General features: G+C 51.8%; 14 protein-coding genes. 1 reads left to right on the top strand and 13 read right to left on the bottom strand.

The features are described from left to right. Nucleotides 1-126 precede the first annotated feature (126 nt). The 7 genes from glmU to DQM29_RS17630 form a co-directional block, all read right to left on the bottom strand. Entirely contained in the window at nt 127-1,497 is a 1,371-nt protein-coding gene (gene glmU / locus DQM29_RS17660; protein WP_111741880.1) for a bifunctional UDP-N-acetylglucosamine diphosphorylase/glucosamine-1-phosphate N-acetyltransferase GlmU, read from the bottom strand. Nucleotides 1,498-1,751: 254 nt separating this feature from the next. Continuing rightward, complete coding sequence (locus DQM29_RS17655; protein WP_111741879.1) at nt 1,752-3,005, bottom strand: lipase/acyltransferase domain-containing protein; 1,254 nt, start codon at nt 3,003-3,005, stop codon at nt 1,752-1,754. Nucleotides 3,006-3,007: 2 nt separating this feature from the next. Beyond that, nucleotides 3,008-4,426, bottom strand: coding sequence for an AmmeMemoRadiSam system radical SAM enzyme (gene amrS, locus DQM29_RS17650; RefSeq protein WP_111741878.1), 1,419 nt, complete (start codon nt 4,424-4,426; stop codon nt 3,008-3,010). Nucleotides 4,427-4,460: 34 nt separating this feature from the next. After that, nucleotides 4,461-6,671: a penicillin acylase family protein gene (locus DQM29_RS17645; protein ID WP_111741877.1), complete on the bottom strand. Its 2,211-nt coding sequence runs from the start codon at nt 6,669-6,671 to the stop codon at nt 4,461-4,463. After that, nucleotides 6,661-7,701, bottom strand: coding sequence for an NAD-dependent epimerase/dehydratase family protein (locus DQM29_RS17640; RefSeq protein ID WP_111741876.1), 1,041 nt, complete (start codon nt 7,699-7,701; stop codon nt 6,661-6,663). The genes DQM29_RS17645 and DQM29_RS17640 overlap by 11 nt, the downstream gene beginning before the upstream one ends. Then, the gene (locus DQM29_RS17635; RefSeq protein WP_111741875.1) at nt 7,698-8,783 is read right to left on the bottom strand and encodes an acyl-CoA reductase; all 1,086 of its coding nucleotides are present in this window, start codon (nt 8,781-8,783) and stop codon (nt 7,698-7,700) included. Before DQM29_RS17635 ends, DQM29_RS17640 begins: the two co-directional genes overlap by 4 nt. Then, the gene (locus DQM29_RS17630) at nt 8,780-9,838 is read right to left on the bottom strand and encodes a LuxE/PaaK family acyltransferase (RefSeq protein WP_111741874.1); all 1,059 of its coding nucleotides are present in this window, start codon (nt 9,836-9,838) and stop codon (nt 8,780-8,782) included. The genes DQM29_RS17635 and DQM29_RS17630 overlap by 4 nt, the downstream gene beginning before the upstream one ends. A gap of 154 nt (nt 9,839-9,992) precedes the next feature. Here DQM29_RS17630 and DQM29_RS17625 point away from each other — a divergent pair, with 154 nt between their 5' ends. Beyond that, entirely contained in the window at nt 9,993-10,886 is an 894-nt protein-coding gene (locus DQM29_RS17625) for a LysR family transcriptional regulator (RefSeq protein WP_111741873.1), read from the top strand. A 15-nt stretch (nt 10,887-10,901) separates the two neighbouring features. On the opposite strand, the gene DQM29_RS17620 is transcribed toward DQM29_RS17625, so the two are convergent. From DQM29_RS17620 to atpA, 6 genes are all read right to left on the bottom strand, one after another. After that, the gene (locus DQM29_RS17620) at nt 10,902-11,684 is read right to left on the bottom strand and encodes a hypothetical protein (protein ID WP_111741872.1); all 783 of its coding nucleotides are present in this window, start codon (nt 11,682-11,684) and stop codon (nt 10,902-10,904) included. Between the two features lie 27 nt (nt 11,685-11,711). After that, the gene (locus tag DQM29_RS17615; protein WP_111741871.1) at nt 11,712-12,431 is read right to left on the bottom strand and encodes a L,D-transpeptidase family protein; all 720 of its coding nucleotides are present in this window, start codon (nt 12,429-12,431) and stop codon (nt 11,712-11,714) included. 75 nt (nt 12,432-12,506) lie between these two features. Then, nucleotides 12,507-12,929, bottom strand: a complete 423-nt coding sequence (locus tag DQM29_RS17610; RefSeq protein WP_111741870.1) for a F0F1 ATP synthase subunit epsilon — start codon at nt 12,927-12,929, stop codon at nt 12,507-12,509. A 19-nt stretch (nt 12,930-12,948) separates the two neighbouring features. Further along, nucleotides 12,949-14,328: a F0F1 ATP synthase subunit beta gene (gene atpD / locus DQM29_RS17605; RefSeq protein ID WP_111741869.1), complete on the bottom strand. Its 1,380-nt coding sequence runs from the start codon at nt 14,326-14,328 to the stop codon at nt 12,949-12,951. Between the two features lie 34 nt (nt 14,329-14,362). After that, entirely contained in the window at nt 14,363-15,226 is an 864-nt protein-coding gene (atpG, locus tag DQM29_RS17600; RefSeq protein ID WP_111741868.1) for a F0F1 ATP synthase subunit gamma, read from the bottom strand. 45 nt (nt 15,227-15,271) lie between these two features. Beyond that, complete coding sequence (gene atpA / locus DQM29_RS17595; RefSeq protein WP_111741867.1) at nt 15,272-16,813, bottom strand: F0F1 ATP synthase subunit alpha; 1,542 nt, start codon at nt 16,811-16,813, stop codon at nt 15,272-15,274. Nucleotides 16,814-16,817 lie beyond the last annotated feature (4 nt).

Genomic DNA, 16,817 nt, shown 5'->3' with positions numbered 1-16,817 from the left:
ATAAATCAGCTCCTGCGATGCCCTTAACCTGTGTACTTTAAATTTACCGGATTTTCCGGCTTCCCCGAGCCTTGTAGAGAGTGGGGATTATTGCCTGTCGCTATGCAGGCTTTTATAAACTTATAGTTACTTCTTTTTCACCGGCCGCTGCCAGCCGGTAATGTGGCGCTGTTCGACCCGGCTGATTACCAGTTCGTCTTCACCAACGTTTCTGGTCACTGTTGTACCTGCGCCGATAGTGGCGCCTCTGGCGACGCTAACCGGCGCCACCAGCTGTGTATCAGAACCGACAAACACGTCGTCACCGATAATCGTTTTAAACTTGTTGGCCCCGTCATAGTTACAGGTGATCGTACCTGCACCAATATTGACTCGGTCACCAATATCAGCGTCACCGAGATAGGAAAGATGACCCGCCTTGGAGCCCTTACCCAAGCGAGATTTTTTTATCTCAACAAAGTTGCCAACGTGCGCTTCATCGTCCAACTCAGCGCCAGGGCGCAGTCGGGCGAACGGCCCAACGGTACAGCCGACGCCAAGAACCGCGTCTTCAATCACGCTGTAGGGGCTTATAACGCTGTCGTCACCAATTTCGCAGTTTTTCAGTACGCAGCCGCTTTCAATGCGAACGCGATTGCCGAGAACCACTCGACCTTCAATGATAACGTTGGTATCAATCGTCACGTCACGACCGTGGATCAGTTCACCGCGCAGATCGAAACGCGCTGGATCGATAATCATAACGCCTTCCAGCAGCAGCCGTTCAGCCTGTTCCGCCTGATAAACGCGCTCAAGGTGAGCCAGCTGTAGGCGATTATTAACCCCTTCGGTTTCACTGACGCGTGCCGGATGAACGGCTTCAATTTGACGACCTTCACGGTGAGCCAGACCGATAATATCGGTAATATAGAACTCGCCCTGAGAGTTATTGTTATCCAACTGGCTTAACCAGCGCTTCATGTCCGCTCCATTGGCGACCAGAATACCGGTATTAATCTCATTGATTTCGCGCTGTTCATCGCTGGCGTCTTTATGTTCAACGATGCTAACCACGTTACCGTTTTCGCGCACAATGCGACCATAGCCGGTTGGGTCGTCCAGCTTCACTGTTAGCAGGCCTATGCCGCCTTCAGGTTTGGCATCCACCAGCCTGCGGAGCGTCTCTTCGGAAATCAGCGGCCCGTCGCCGTACAGCATTAGAATATTTTCATCGTCAGCAAAAAAAGGCGAAGCCTGCTGCATCGCGTGGCCGGTACCTAACTGTTCGGCCTGTAATACCCAGTTAACGGGCTGCCCGGCCAGCGTTTTCTTCATCAGATCGCCGCCGTGGCCGTAAACCAAGTGAACCTGTTTTGCTCCCAGTTTAGACGCTGTATCAATAACGTGCTGCACCATTGGCTTTCCTGCCAACAGATGCAGAACTTTAGGGAGATCGGAATACATGCGCGTGCCTTTGCCGGCAGCCAAAATAACAACGCTGAGTGAAGAAGTGGACATAGACAACCTGTAATAAAAATGAACTGGCGAAAGTAAACCTTTTTAGCGCCAAAAATGCTACTTATTTTTAATCATAAAACGCGTTCAGCCCTTGTTTTATAAGGGCTGACAAAAAATGACAATTCAGCGAAATACACAAAAAAACTGTCTGCGTTCGGAGACAGTTTTTTCCGCCTTTATTGGCCAAACAATGTGCGTTATTCCACAGGGTTAGACCTTTTTTCTTATCGCATAAAAAGTCGTTATTTAAGTGGCTATCTCCGCTTCAGGCGCTCCACCGCCAGATCGAAGGCCAGACACTGCAAATTCGGCGTATGGTTAATCAGCGCCCGGTGGGTTCTCGCCTGACTGACGTAAACAAAGCTTTCTCCCCACGGCTGGTGGTTAGCATCGCGAACGACAGGACCACAGCGCTCATCAATCAGTCGGCTTAAAGGCAAATGGTCATCGCCGGATTCAAGCAGTGACAACACATTTTCGGGATAGCGTCGCTTTATCTCTTTTGCTTCAAGATGCCAGACGCTGTTGTCATAAACGGCCGTTTTCACCGCCAGATTATTATCGCTCAAAAACCAAACCTGAGGTACCGATGGCCTGTTAGCATCCGTTCCCTGCACCCATGAAGAAAACTCGCGCGCGCTTTGCAAATTATTTTCCAGAGCCAGTCGGGCTCGGGCTGCGACGGGTGAAACTCCGTTTCCCGTTTCCCGGTAGGGCCCCATTCGATAGGTTCTCCAGCATTCGGGATCGTAAATATCAAACGACGATAGAGGATTGCCTTTTCCATCTACCGCCGAAAAGTCGGAAGGAAGAAGTTGATAAACGCTGGGGTAGCTGGCGATATCATCCGCAGTGAAGCCGTGAAAATGGCGGCTTGCCGGGTAATATCCGGTCATCATCATCGACAGTGCCTGATAGGTTCCTCGCCACGGCGGGCCAAACGCGTACCACTTTGCGACCCGACGACGGTTTTCTTCTGTCGTAGTGGCAAGCCAGTAGCGTACTGCCAGATTAGACGCTGACTGCCCGATAAGAATAACCTCCTGCTCAGGGCCAAACAGCGTGGCTATGCGCGAAAGTTCATCGTCCAGCCGAAGCGCTAGCCGACGGTGATCGGCCCGCCAATCGTGACCGACGAAAAACAGGTCTCGCCCTTCCCGATAGCCCAAAGCCGTTTCAAGCACCATCTTAAGTTCGGCGGTAACCAACGTATGCACCAGACCCGGCACAATAGTAAACGCGTGCAGCTGTTCGTTAGCCAATACCCGTTCTCGGTGCGCATCACAGTCCTCATACTCATAGCCAGCGTGCTCCGGACGGTTGAAAAATACGCCCCGATAGTCCCCCCAGGTTTGCGCACGCTGCTGGCGGTCATACAGTTTGGTGCCCAAAATGCCCGGCAGGTACAAAATAGGCAGGTTTTCACCCTTTTGGTTTAGGCCAGCGCGCTTGAGGCGCCGGGCGATAAACTGCCCTCGCGCCAGCGCATATCCCCAGTTTATCGGCATCGTTAGCGCCCTTGCAGCGGATGAAAGGTAATCGGCACGTCTTCACTGGTGCCTCGCGTTTGCTCCGAGTTCATCACTGGGAAGTGGGCTCGGTCATACACTTCAAACAGACGAATATCACGATTCGCCGAGTGATAAAGGCGAATACCCGCAGCCCGATCGTCGCTTTTCGACAGCATAAATCGAGAACAGCCGTTCACGCCAACCTCACCCACAGGCTCGCCGGATGCGGAGATAAACTGGTAATACAGCGTCGACTCTTCATCCTGCTCTATGTGGCATGCCTGTATCGCACCGCGAAACATATGCGTTGAGCAGGAAAGCTCAGACGGAATGCTAATCCCTTCCGGACGGAGTTTTTTATCCTCCCAGGGAAGAACGATAGGGGAACGCTTACCGCAGTTCGGGCAGCTGCCGTCTTTAAGAAACGAGTGCGCCACCAGCCCGTTACGCTTAACCCACTGAGTTTGGCAGTCTGGACAGTAGCTATTGGCACTGTCGGTTCCGTACACGTTTCCTAAATAGACATAGCGCATACCGTCGGCTAGAGCGTTAACTCTTGCCTGTTCAAGGAAGGGGATTGAAGTGCGCTCAACGTCGGTATATCGATAGTCAGGATGGAAGCGAACGTAGTGCAGCGGAATTTCCTCATCCAGATGGTTCAACATCCAGTCAGATACCTTACGGCTTTCCGTCAGGCTGTCGTTACGACCTGTCACGCACAGGTTGGAAATTTCGAGATGCGGGCCATTTCCGCCTTTTCGGGCATCATAGACTTGCTTAATACCGTCCAAAATAGGCTGAAGCCTGCCGCCGGTATGCTTGCGATAGAAGCTGTCCTGCATTGATTTAAGCGAGATGCTGAAAATATCCATCACGCCCAGCAGCTCGTCGATGCCTTTTTCGCTGATATAAAAGGCACTTTTATAAAGGTTTTTAAGCCCATGTTGACGTCCAAGCTTCGCCGTTTCCATCACGAATTCGTGCCAAACAACCGGATCGTTGTAGGTCCACGACAGCACGCGGATATCGTGTTTGAGGGCGTAATTCACTACGTCTTCCGGGCTGTAGTACATGACGTTGTCGTCTTGGACGTAGCGCGCCTGACTGGTAGTCCAGTTTTGGCAGAAATCACAGTTCAGCATACAGCCAATGTTGCCCAGAGAGAGAATTTTCTCTCCCGGCGCATAGTGATAAACCGCTTCGGTTTCGATACTTTCCTGCGTCATCGGCACCGACTTGCCGTAGTTCAGGCTAACGAGAGAGCCGTTTTCATTGCGGCGCATGCGGCAAACGCCGGTTCGTCCGGGAATAATCTTGCACGATCGCGGGCAAAGCTCACATCGAACGGCGCCATCTGCCAGCGGCCGCCACAGTCTGGCCGGGTGTCCTTCCAGCTGCCATTGTTTTTTTCTGGCCATGTTTAAGCTCCTTCTTGTTCCAGTGATTATCTTATTAATTATTGAGGCTTGTGATAAAACGCTGCCCCTTTTGCCATCTCACCAGCGTAGGCTTTAAGCGCCAAAAAAACGGCGAACCGCTGGCAGGCATATTGGTTGTGTAGTGAATCTCTTTTGCGTCTCCCATGTCGCTTATCAGCTTAAAGCCCGGACCAAAGGTGTAGGGCTTACTGATCCGCTGGCCGTTCTCTCCCGAGTGCGACTGGGTAAGAAAATCTGCATTTTGCCGCGTGGCATGTACCGTTTCTCTGTTTCCTCCCTGATAGGGGTAGCGCCCAGTTAACAGTTTTCTCAACCACTCCGGCCGCTTGATGGTGTGCTGATACTCCACCCACGGTGACGTCATTTTTGCGCTATTGGCCAAAGCTAGGTCATACGCCTCCTGAACCAGCACGGCGACATCCCCTTGCTCAAATCCCCACTCTGTCAGGTGATGTTTTAAGATTTCCATCAGGTTCCAGCGGCAACCTGACCAAAAGTCGCTGTACATGGCTCTGGCGCCACGCTTGAGGGATTTAGCCAATATTTTATCCATAAGCTGTTGGATCCACTGTTCAAACAGCTGAGCAAGCGCTATCTGGCGAGTATCACCGTTCCACTGGGACAGCGGAGAGTCTATTTTTAGATAGGGTAAAAGCATCGGCAATGTCTGGCGGGCGAAATAGTCCACTTTATCGTCCTGAATTTCCGCCAGCGTTTGCGCCGTATGGTTTTTGTTGGCGCAAATCAGCTCGGAGACACGTCTAGCCCGGCTGGGAGAATGCCATCGGTTTGACAGAGACGGTTTCCCGTTAAACAGTGAGTCGCTGTACTGATTGGCGTACACCGCATAACCTTCGGGTGGATTATGCAAAGAAGGAAGTTCATCAAACGGCACATAGCCTTGCCACTGGCAGTCTGGATTGGTTAAATCCATCACCAGACTGCCCATGTCACAAAGCCTTTTTGGGATCATCCCCATTGCCTGAAGGCCTATATCGCCGCGTTCGTCAGCATAGCCCACCATCATCGGTGAATTATTAACGCGGGACAGGGCGCTGCGAAAGCTTTGCCAGTCGCAGCACTTAGAGAGCGCATAGAACGTAATATCGCCGTCCGGCTTTTCCAATGCGGGCCAGCGCAGGAATAAGCCGTAGTTGCCTTTTTCCATCAGCAGGCGCCCCTGTGAACATCCCCAGGTGGTAAATTCGTGAACGCTGCCGGACTTGCGGACAATGTTCTGTGTATCTTTGGTCAGCGGTACCCAGCCGTCAGTCGTTTTAACTTTACCGGCCTCTAGATCCAACTGCCCGAAAAACAGATCCTGATTGTCCGCCATGATACCAACCATACCCCACGACGCATGGCGGTTGCGGCCGACGATAATGCCCGGAGCGCCGGGAAAGTGGGAACCGATAACGTCCAACCCTTCATCACTCACTAGCTTGCACAGCAGGTTAAATCCGGGGTTAACGTGCCCCATATGGGGATCGGCCGCCAAAATAGGCTTTCCCGAAGCGGTGTATTGGCCACCAACAGCAATAACGTTGGAACCGGTGTCCGGCGACGACATGCCCAAATAGCGCAACCCGGACAGCCCGTCTTCCAGCGCTTTTTTCACCATTGGCAGCCACTGACCGTCGGTATCCAGCGGTAAAGGCTCGACAGCGCTCCCTTCTTCACTGAATGTCATCAGCAGCTGTCGGTGCTGAGACGGTGTCAGCTTACCCGCTAAGCGGGTATGAAACAGCTCGTACTGCCATGCCGAATTGATAAAGTACTTAATCTGAGCCAGCAGGTAGGCATCCGTAACGGTAAACGGCTGAATGCGGTAACCAAGCATCCAGCTTTCAGCAGGACGTATTTTTGTGTTCTGTAGCGCATGGTTAATTCCCGCAATATAGGACTGAACGTGCTGATACTGCTGTCCCTGCCAAGACTCAGGATCTGCCGCAGCGTCAATCGCCTCGGCGCGCTTTGCCAAACTGGTCAATCCAAGCCTGCGTTGAAATACGTCGGTTCTCAGCGCGGCATCACCCAAAACCTCAGCCAGTTGCCCGCTGGCAACCCTACGAGATAGATCGAGCTGCCACAGGCGTAAACGCCCTGTACCGTACCCTTGACCAAAAAACACCGCCCTATCGGTAGTGCCCCTAACGCTCATCAACTGGTCGTTTTCCAACTCAACGCTAACGTTTCCCCAGGGGCTTTTTAGATTAGCCTTCATTGCTGCTTCCTTTACCATTAGCGCTTTCAACTCGCTGTTGAAGATATTCCACCAGCTCTTGGCGAGGATCCCCTGATGACCATCCAAGCTCGCGCTTTGCCCTGTCGGAGCTATACATGTAGGTACTGCCGTCCATGACTCTTAGCGCCTCTTTAGAGAGCGGCATCGTCATACCAAAAGAGGCTAGAGCGTCCATTATTTGAGCAAGTGGCCCAAGCGAGGAAACGGCCTTCATCGCTGGAATATTCCTTCCTGAGGCGCTGGCCAGCAGGGTAAAAATTTCCGGCATGGAGAAATCCTCACCGGTAAACAGGAACGTTTGCCGCTGAATGTCCGGCGATAGAAGCTTAGCCAACCCATCGCAAAGCCTATCAACGCGACAAAGCTGGAAGCGGCTGGCGGTTTCCACCTGAAAAGGAATTTTCCCCCGAAAAAAAGCGTCGATAGTCTGGCTGAGAATGCTGCTGTCTCCCGGTCCAAATGCGCCGCCGGGAATAGCGATGTTTATCGGCATGCCGAGCCGCTGGCGTTCAGCCACCAGCTCGTGGGCAATATGCTTGGTTTCTTCGTAATAGCTGCGAAAAACGCCATTGTGCCGCCCATTTTCGTCCGGCAGTTGACCATGAGTTTCTCCCAGCGCCGCTGTGGAGCTGACGTAAACCATTTGGGGAATATCTGCCTTTTCTGCTTCATCAAACAGCGTTTGGGTTCCTACCACGTTGGTATAGTACATGGCGCGCCTTGCCCGCCGAGTAGCCGGTAACCCAACCCGATAGTCTGCGGCTAAATGCACCATCGCCTGATGTCCTGTCAGACGGTGTCGATAGCTTTCCGGCCTACAGATGTCCCCTACGACCAGCTCAACGTTCGGCGGCAGCTCGGGGCGGCCTTCAATCTGTAACCTTTGTGCTGAACGAACTAAGAGCGTTATCCGATATCCCTGCCTGTGTATTTCATCCAGCAAATACGATCCGATAAATCCGGTTCCACCAGTAATAAACACACTCGGTCCATTCCCTGTCACCGTCATTCTTTTTCCTCATCAATAAAGGTTACCAACGCTGCCAGCGTGAACACGCCGTCGCGCGGAGCAAGCGCAGAGCGCCTATGCATTTTTCCAATCGGGCAGTAGCGGGTAAAGCCTTCATAGCGCGGAGAGCGCTCCACTCCCCAGTAGCCCAGCGTTTGCAGCTGTCCAAACCAACGCTCATGGGCAAGCGACAAAAGGTCTTCAACAGAGTCATCAGGGCAATAAATCAGAGAGATCCCCTTTGGCAGCCAAACTTCAGGCGAAAGACCTGTGCTTAGCGTCACTGTCCATCCCGACGCCTCACTATGCACAATCTTAAAGCAATCGCTACTCAGCAATGACTGCATGGAAAGTGTCCGAACCTTGGCCAACTGCCCAAGGCGTATATCGTCCGGTAAAGGGGGAAGCGCATCGAGGCGGGAGGCAAGCAGTGTGAATAACCGCTCGGCAGTGCGCTTTTTCTCTATCGCGATAAAGCGCGGCGAGCTGCATACTCCCTGTAAGAACAGGCAAATGTCGGCCAGCAGGCGGTCTAGAGGAGGTGGCTCATCACCAAGAATAGCCATTGCGCTTAACTTTGGCCCCAGCTCAACAAGTCTGATATAAGAGGGTGCTACCGACCTATAGTGGCGAATAAGTGAATCACCGCCGGCCAACAGCGCCACATCAACCCCTTTCAGCAACCGAGCGTCATCTTGATTTTGGCTATTCCAGTTTTCAATTTCACACTCGCTTTCACTTAATCCCAACGTTTGGCGCAGTGTTTCAAGGAGTGGTAAAGAGTCCCTAGCCTTAATTCTTATTCGACAGCCAATAAGGTAGGCTGCGAGAAAACCTTCCAGAGTCCCTAAGGGGTCGGTTTCAGAAATAACCAAAAGGATTCGGTAGGGCGGCCACCACGGCCTGTTGCCAAGCTCTTCTTTGAGTTTTTTCTCTATAACGTCTGACGAAGCAAGCTCAGCGATACGGGACAGGCAAAAAGCCTGAGTATCAGGATCGCTAGAAAACGACCAGCCGCTTTGTGTGATGCGCTGCAGCCAGTCTTTTATCTTAATTAGCCGCTCGCTAAGCGCGCTGTTCATAACGCCTGAGCCGCACAGGTTCCTTCCGGATCGGTACTTCTACCGATATAGCGCAAAAAACGCCCCGGCAGGCCGCAGGAACAGCTTTCACTCCACGCACCCACATCTTCCGTCAACAGTCGATGAGAAGGTAGGGAAGCAAAAAAGGGATTATCCAGTCGAATAAGCCCAGCCTCTTCGGCTTTAGCCTCTGTGCCATCTACGCTGACAACGCTAAATCGGGCATAGACTGGTTGATGGAAGTGGCCTTCTGTGCAGCTGACGTAGTGAAGAGGATGCTCTGTCATACCGTAAATATCGCGAATATCGACTAGCGGTGCAGCTAATGTCTCCATCAGGCCGCTCACAATCTCTTTTCGGTTAAGCTGCTGCGTCATGCCTTTCCAACCACCGCCGGTAAGCCCGCGAACTGGTGCATTCAACGTAAAGGACTCAGGTCGACTTAAGCACAGGTGCTCAAAAAACACCGTTAGGCCAAAAATGTAAACGGGCGCAGAATCATTTGCCCAGCGCTTTAGTGTATTCCAAGCCAGTGACGTATCCAGCCGTCCTTCATCGCTAACGGCAAATACGCATTCGGCAACGGGCGCGCAGGCGGTAAACTTTAAAAACGCGGTCGCGTACCCGGCTTTATCACCCTTTGCCGGATCGGGTGACAGCAGCAGGAAGCGCGAAGGAGTTTGAGAAACCAGTCCGTTCGCAATAAACAGCTGAGTCATCGCTTTCTGGATCCGCAACAGGCTGGGAGCGTCAAAAAAAACTCTCGTTTTTTGACCGCTTCCCGTTCCAGAACTGGTCAGCCACTGTCCTTCATCGATGACCGGCGTCGCCAAATCAGCAGATTTGAACAAAGATACGGGAATATCGGGCTGAGGATGCGCTTCATAGAGTCTGGCGTAAGCCTGATTACGTTGAATATGCCACTCGTCAGCCTCTTTCATAGCCGACAGAAAAATGCCGTTAAGAGAAGCATCTACCGGCGAATAGGGGGATTCGAGATTTGCCAGCCTGTCGATTTGCGTTAAAGACCGCGCGCTTTCCCTGCTCTCAGACATCGTGATTTCCTTAAAATAGAGCCTATACATACGTTGGAGTTTTTCATTATCCATAAGTTCCTGTAATAAAAGAGTGGGAAAACGTAATGTTTTTTCTATTTATCAAAAAAAACTGCTTAAATAAGATGTAGATCCCACTGTTATTGGTACATCCATGAAAACCACGCTGGAAGAGCTTCAGGCTTTTGTCGCCGTCGTCGACTGCCTTTCCATTACCAAGGCGGCCGCCAGACTTAATCAAACAACTTCAGGCATCAGTCGGGCTTTAGGGCGTTTGGAGGATAAATTGGAAACCTCTCTGCTTAACAGAACCACCCGCAGGCTGGCTCTGACAGAGGAAGGTGAGGCGTTTCTTGTCCACGCGAGAAAAATACTGAAGGCGGTCGACGAGGCAGAAGACTACGTGGCCATTCGACGCCAGCAGCCTTTTGGGCTATTGCGTATCAACGCAGCAGCGCCCTTTATGTCGCACTCTATCGTGCCAATCGTGGGAGAGTTTTGTCAGCGCTATCCGCAAATCACTCTGGAACTGAATACCAACGATCGCTTTATCGACCTGCTGGAGCAAAGCACAGACATTGCCATTCGCATCGGCGAACTTAAAGATTCAACGCTACACGCCAGGCATCTCGGCGTTAGCCGTAGAAGAGTACTAGCCAGCCCCGAATATCTGAGAAGCGCTCCGCCGATAAACGACATTGGTGATTTTATAGAACACCGTATTTTAGGGTTTGCCCACGTAGACAAGCTCAACGAGTGGCCTTTTACTGATGAAAACGGGCTTCTGCTGAAAGTCGCACCCACACTAAGCGCCTCCAGCGGGGAAACACTCAGACAGCTAGCTATTGAAGGTGAAGGGCTAGTTTGCCTTTCCGACTTTATGACCCACAAAGACAGAAAGCAGGGAACGCTGGTAGAAGTGCTGCCCGAAAAATCAGTTGCCGTCATGCAGCCGATTAACGCCGTTTACTACCGCAATACTCAGCTTTCCGCACGCATCACCTGCTTTTTGGATTTTCTCAGCGAAAGGATAGAAGGGATGCTGTGATCCCCTCAGTGGGAACTAGTCGGTATACCTTAACCACAGGTGTGACGAAGGCTTTGTCAGCTGTTCAAACAGCGTATCAAACATCTGGTGGTCATCATCGTCAATGTTATAAAGCATGGACAAGTCCTTATACAGACCGCTCCGCTGCTCCTGAGTCAGTGGCGTATTTCTGAAAAATCCCAGATAGGATGCACCAACGCCCATAAGAAAATAGTCGTATTTCTCCTGTAGGCGCTTCGCTACAGCGAAGTTATCCATAGGGGAAAGGTCGCAGGTGAAATAGCCGTTAGGGAAGGCGCACAGCGCATCGTAACGATTCTGTACGGGAACCAGCATCGCATAAATGGGAAAATCAAAAATAGAGAACGGATTACACTGGTAGCCCCGCCACTCTTCTACGTTTTCTTCTGCTAGGGAAAGGCCTTTTTCACAGGCCTGCTCGAAACTCGCCTCTTTAACAGCATGTTGAAAATTATGCTGACAGATAAAAAACTCTTCAGGCGTATTCAAATAGCCGAGATATTCTCCGTCTTCAAAGCAGGATTCAGGTAAAGACGACAGATCCATTCCGGCGCTTTCAGAGAGGTCAAGGGACATACCGGCATGACCAGAGGTGTAACAAGCCTGTGGGACGTCGTCTAATGTCAGCAGCACAAGGTAGCCAGAGTGCTCTTTCTCCGCCTTTTGGCAAAACGCTAACAGCGACTCAATGCTCTCAATACTGTTAATTTGGTATTCGTCACACAGCCCTCCGGAAGGCGTACCTTGGCTATCGTGACCTAAAAAGCGAATGTCCATGCTGTTCCTCTTTATCCTTTTTTATTCTTACTCTACAAGGCGGTACTGTTTATCTTTTACGTCTATTTTGGGTATCTGGCGATGCTTTTCAAAATAGTCATATCCGGGCTTGAGCATTTGCCAGAAAGGATACTCCGGCAATTCCCGATGCTGCTTTAGGTTTTTATCCGTCATGGCAAATGGAAAAATATGAACGGGAATACTTTTTTGACCACTGTTCAGCGCCTGTTCCACCAGCCCATAAATATCCTCAATAATGGGATCGGTCATCGCATAACAACCTATTGACGCACAGCCGCCGTGAACCATGATAAAGCTGCCGGTATATCCATTTTCTCGGTCGTAGGCGTTAGGGTAGCCAATATTAAACGACAGGTGATAGCGACTGTTTGGATTGAGCAGCCCTTTATTGGTGGAGTAAAACCCTTCCGGGCTTTTACCGTCACCTTCCGCCTTTTTAGGGCCAAGGCCGCCGGAGTAAGTACAGATAGTGTAGGTTTTATACTTATCAAACGGCTGAACGCCGTCGCTGTACCACAGCTCTAGCTTGTCTTCCGCTTTAAGTATTCGGATAAACAGGCGATCGCCCGGTTGGATTTCTCTTTTCCCCCTAACCTCGTCTGGAAAGGGCTCTACGTTTTCATTTGGCATCAATCCAACTCCTTCATCATCGACTACGAAGCGATAAATGAAAAAAGCGGCGGCGGCGCACAGCAACAGAGCCAGTAAAAACTGCCACCTTTTCATCGGATAATCTCCCTATTACGCCGATAAAAAAGCCGGTCATAAGACCGGCTTCTATTAAAAACAAGCGCAGCGTTTTTACATCAGCTTCTTGGTCAATTCGATAACGCGAAGCTTTGCAATCGCCTTGCTCAGCTCGGCAGACGCCTGTGCGTAGTCGATATCGCCATGGGAATTGCGAATGTGCTCTTCCGCTTTACGCTTGGATTCCAGAGCCCGAGCTTCATCAAGATCCTGCCCGCGAATAGCCGTATCAGATAAAACGGTGACGGCTGTAGGCTGTACCTCAAGGATACCGCCTGACAGATAGATAAACTCTTCTTCACCGCTTAACTTAACGATACGAATCAGACCCGGCTTGATGGCTGTGAGCAGGGGAATATGGCGGGGATAAATCCCCAGTTCGCCTTCACTCCCCGTCACCTGGATCTTCTGCACCTCGCCGGAAAACAGGCTGCTTTCGGCGCTGACGACGTCCAGATGGAATGTTGATACGGCCATATAGCCCTCCAGTCAACGCTTACAGTTTCTTGGCTTTTTCCACGGCTTCATCAATAGAGCCGACCATGTAGAACGCCTGCTCTGGCAGGTGATCGTACTCGCCGTTCATGATGCCGTTAAAGCCGCGGATAGTATCCTTCAGCGACACGTACTTGCCCGGAGAACCGGTAAACACTTCTGCCACGAAGAACGGCTGAGACAGGAAGCGCTGAATTTTACGTGCACGAGATACTACCAGCTTGTCGCTTTCAGACAGTTCATCCATACCCAGAATGGCGATGATGTCCTTCAGTTCCTGATAACGCTGAAGAATAGACTGAACGCCGCGAGCGCAGTCATAGTGCTCTTGACCAACAACCAGAGGATCCAGCTGACGGCTGGTAGAGTCCAGTGGGTCAACCGCAGGGTAAATACCCAGAGAGGCAATTTGACGGCTCAGAACGACGGTAGCATCCAAGTGGGCGAAGGTGGTCGCCGGAGACGGGTCGGTCAAGTCATCCGCAGGTACGTATACCGCCTGAACAGAGGTGATAGACCCTGTCTTGGTAGAAGTAATACGTTCCTGAAGCACACCCATTTCTTCTGCCAGCGTCGGCTGGTAGCCTACCGCTGAAGGCATACGGCCCAGCAGTGCGGATACTTCCGTACCGGCCAGTGTATAGCGGTAGATGTTATCGATAAACAGCAGAACGTCACGGCCTTCGTCACGGAACTTCTCTGCCATGGTCAAACCGGTTAATGCTACGCGCAGACGGTTTCCTGGCGGCTCGTTCATCTGGCCGTATACCAGCGATACTTTATCCAGTACGTTGGATTCGGTCATTTCGTGGTAGAAGTCGTTACCTTCACGGGTACGTTCACCCACGCCTGCGAATACGGAGTAGCCTGAGTGCTCAGTCGCGATGTTACGGATGAGCTCCATCATGTTTACGGTTTTACCTACACCGGCGCCGCCGAACAGGCCAACTTTACCGCCCTTGGCGAACGGACAAATCAGGTCGATAACCTTGATGCCGGTTTCCAGCAGTTCAGTTGCGCCCGACAGGTCTTCGTAGCTTGGTGCAGCGCGGTGAATTGCCCAGCGCTCTTCTTCGCCGATGTCGCCCTTCATATCGATAGGATGACCCAGCACGTTCATGATACGGCCCAGCGTCGCTTTACCTACCGGCACTTCGATCGGGTGTTCCAGATCGAGAACGTCCAGACCGCGGCTCAGGCCGTCTGAAGTACCCATCGCGATGCAGCGAACAACGCCACCGCCGAGCTGCTGTTGAACTTCCAGAACCAGCTTGGCATCAATTTGCACTTCAAGCGCGTCATACACTTTTGGTACGGCGTCTTGTGGGAACTCGGCGTCCACTACGGCGCCGATAACCTGGATAATCTTTCCAGTAGCCATCTTGAATCCTCTACGTAATTCCTAAACCAAGCCTTTAGACCGCCGAAGCCCCAGAGACAATCTCGGTAAGTTCCTGAGTAATGCTGGCCTGACGCGCTTTGTTATAAACTAACTGAAGCTCTTTAATCAGCTCGCCGCCGTTGTCGGTTGCAGCCTTCATCGCCACCATTCGGGCCGCCTGTTCGCTGGCCAGGTTTTCTACAACACTTTGATAAACCTGCGACTCTACGTAACGGCGAAGCAGCGTATCGAGCAGCGACTTCGGATCGGGTTCGTAGAGATAGTCCCAGGTTTTGCTTTTAATATCTTCGTCTTCCGAGGCGGGCAGCGGAAGCAGCTGCCGAACTTCTGGAGACTGAGACATGGTGTTTACAAAGCGGTTGTTTGCCACAAACAGTCTGTCCAAACGACCTTCGTCGTAGGCCTGAAGCATGACCTTCACCGGACCTATCAGCTCAGACACGCTAGGGGAATCCCCCATACCCGTAACCTGAGCAACGATATTTGCGCCTACTGATGAGAAGAAAGAAGCGCCTTTAGAACCGATCAGCGCCAAATCGACGCTTACGCCCTTGTCGTTCCACTCTTTCATTTCATTCAACAGCTTCTTGAACAGGTTAATGTTCAAGCCGCCGCACAGGCCGCGGTCGGTAGAAACGATCAGATAGCCTACGCGCTTGACTTCACGTTCTTCCAGATAGGGATGCTTATACTCAAGATTCCCCAGCGCAAGGTGACCAATCACTTTGCGCATCGTCTCGGCGTAAGGACGGCTTGCCGACATGCGATCCTGCGACTTGCGCATTTTGGACGCGGCAACCATCTCCATCGCTTTGGTGATCTTCTGCGTGTTTTGCACGCTTCCAATCTTGCTACGTATTTCTTTTGCGCCGGCCATTAGATTCTCCTCATAACCAGACGGCCCTTTCAGGCCGCAGGATTATTACCAAGACTGAGTGGCTTTAAACGTATCAAGAATAGCCTTCAAGCCAGCCTCGATATCATCACCGTAGCCACCGGTTTGGTTGATCTTCGCTAAAAGCTCAGCGTGGTCGCGATCGGCATAGGCCAACAGCGCCTCTTCGAAACGACCAATTTTTTCCAGTTCAACGTCTTCCAGGTAACCGCGCTCGGCTGCATAAAGCACCAGAGACTGGGCAGCAACTGACATAGGCGCATACTGCTTCTGCTTGAGAAGCTCAGTCACCTTCTGGCCGTGGCTCAGCTGCTTACGCGTTGCGTCGTCTAGGTCAGAAGCAAACTGAGAGAACGCTGCCAGTTCGCGATACTGCGCAAGTGCAGTACGGATACCGCCTGACAGTTTCTTCATGATCTTGGTCTGAGCTGCACCACCAACACGGGATACAGAGATGCCTGGGTTAACGGCTGGGCGGATACCCGCGTTAAACAGGTTAGACTCAAGGAAAATCTGACCGTCAGTAATGGAGATAACGTTGGTCGGTACGAACGCAGATACGTCCCCCGCCTGAGTTTCGATGATCGGCAGAGCCGTCAGCGAGCCCGTTTGCCCCTTCACTTCGCCTTTGGTAAAGGCTTCAACGTACTCAGCGTTAACGCGAGCAGCGCGCTCCAGCAGACGAGAGTGGAGATAGAAAACGTCGCCTGGGAACGCTTCACGTCCTGGTGGACGACGAAGCAGCAGGGAAATTTGACGATAGGCAACGGCCTGCTTAGACAGGTCATCATAAATAATCAGCGCATCTTCACCGCGATCGCGGAAGTATTCACCCATGGCGCAGCCCGCATACGGAGCCAGATACTGCAGTGCCGCAGATTCAGATGCGGAAGCAACGACGACAATGGTGTTAGCCAGCGCGTTGTGTTCTTCCAATTTGCGCACTACGTTAGCGATGGTTGACGCTTTCTGGCCGATGGCCACGTAGATACACTTGATGCCGGAATCACGCTGGTTGATGATGGCGTCGATAGCCAGTGCAGTTTTACCGGTCTGACGGTCACCGATGATAAGCTCACGCTGACCACGACCGATTGGGATCATGGAGTCAACGGCCTTATAGCCGGTTTGTACTGGCTGATCGACCGACTGGCGTTCGATAACGCCCGGCGCAATCATTTCAACCGGAGAGAATCCGTCGTGATCAACAGGGCCTTTGCCGTCAATCGGCTCACCCAGAGTGTTCACTACGCGACCCAGCAAACCGCGACCAACTGGAACCTCAAGAATACGGCCAGTACATTTCACCTTCATGCCTTCGGCAAGGTCAGTGTACGGACCCATAACAACGGCACCAACGGAGTCGCGTTCAAGGTTCAGTGCGATAGCATAACGGCTGCCCGGCAGTGCGATCATCTCGCCCTGCATAACGTCGGCCAGACCGTGAATGCGGATGATTCCGTCACTGACGGAAACGATAGTACCTTCATTGTGAGCTTCGCTCACCATGTTAAACTGAGCAATGCGTTGCTTGATCAGTTCGCTGATTTCTGTGGAATTCAGTTGCATGCTC

This window comes from Leminorella richardii, from assembly GCF_900478135.1.
In the GTDB taxonomy this organism is placed as follows: Bacteria; Pseudomonadota; Gammaproteobacteria; order Enterobacterales; family Enterobacteriaceae; genus Leminorella; species Leminorella richardii.
Note: the sequence above shows the minus strand (reverse complement) of the source record. Positions and strands in the feature narration are given on the sequence as shown.

What these genes read in the sequence shown, in the direction of transcription:
- amrS (WP_111741878.1), bottom strand. Translation starts at nt 4,426, where the DNA reads ATGGCCAGAAAAAAACAATGGCAGCTGGAAGGACACCCGGCCAGACTG.
- glmU (WP_111741880.1), bottom strand. Translation starts at nt 1,497, where the DNA reads ATGTCCACTTCTTCACTCAGCGTTGTTATTTTGGCTGCCGGCAAAGGC.
- DQM29_RS17625 (WP_111741873.1), top strand. Translation starts at nt 9,993, where the DNA reads ATGAAAACCACGCTGGAAGAGCTTCAGGCTTTTGTCGCCGTCGTCGAC.
- DQM29_RS17655 (WP_111741879.1), bottom strand. Translation starts at nt 3,005, where the DNA reads ATGCCGATAAACTGGGGATATGCGCTGGCGCGAGGGCAGTTTATCGCC.
- DQM29_RS17615 (WP_111741871.1), bottom strand. Translation starts at nt 12,431, where the DNA reads ATGAAAAGGTGGCAGTTTTTACTGGCTCTGTTGCTGTGCGCCGCCGCC.
- DQM29_RS17630 (WP_111741874.1), bottom strand. Translation starts at nt 9,838, where the DNA reads ATGTCTGAGAGCAGGGAAAGCGCGCGGTCTTTAACGCAAATCGACAGG.
- atpA (WP_111741867.1), bottom strand. Translation starts at nt 16,813, where the DNA reads ATGCAACTGAATTCCACAGAAATCAGCGAACTGATCAAGCAACGCATT.
- DQM29_RS17620 (WP_111741872.1), bottom strand. Translation starts at nt 11,684, where the DNA reads ATGGACATTCGCTTTTTAGGTCACGATAGCCAAGGTACGCCTTCCGGA.
- DQM29_RS17640 (WP_111741876.1), bottom strand. Translation starts at nt 7,701, where the DNA reads ATGACGGTGACAGGGAATGGACCGAGTGTGTTTATTACTGGTGGAACC.
- atpG (WP_111741868.1), bottom strand. Translation starts at nt 15,226, where the DNA reads ATGGCCGGCGCAAAAGAAATACGTAGCAAGATTGGAAGCGTGCAAAAC.
- DQM29_RS17610 (WP_111741870.1), bottom strand. Translation starts at nt 12,929, where the DNA reads ATGGCCGTATCAACATTCCATCTGGACGTCGTCAGCGCCGAAAGCAGC.
- DQM29_RS17635 (WP_111741875.1), bottom strand. Translation starts at nt 8,783, where the DNA reads ATGAACAGCGCGCTTAGCGAGCGGCTAATTAAGATAAAAGACTGGCTG.
- DQM29_RS17645 (WP_111741877.1), bottom strand. Translation starts at nt 6,671, where the DNA reads ATGAAGGCTAATCTAAAAAGCCCCTGGGGAAACGTTAGCGTTGAGTTG.
- atpD (WP_111741869.1), bottom strand. Translation starts at nt 14,328, where the DNA reads ATGGCTACTGGAAAGATTATCCAGGTTATCGGCGCCGTAGTGGACGCC.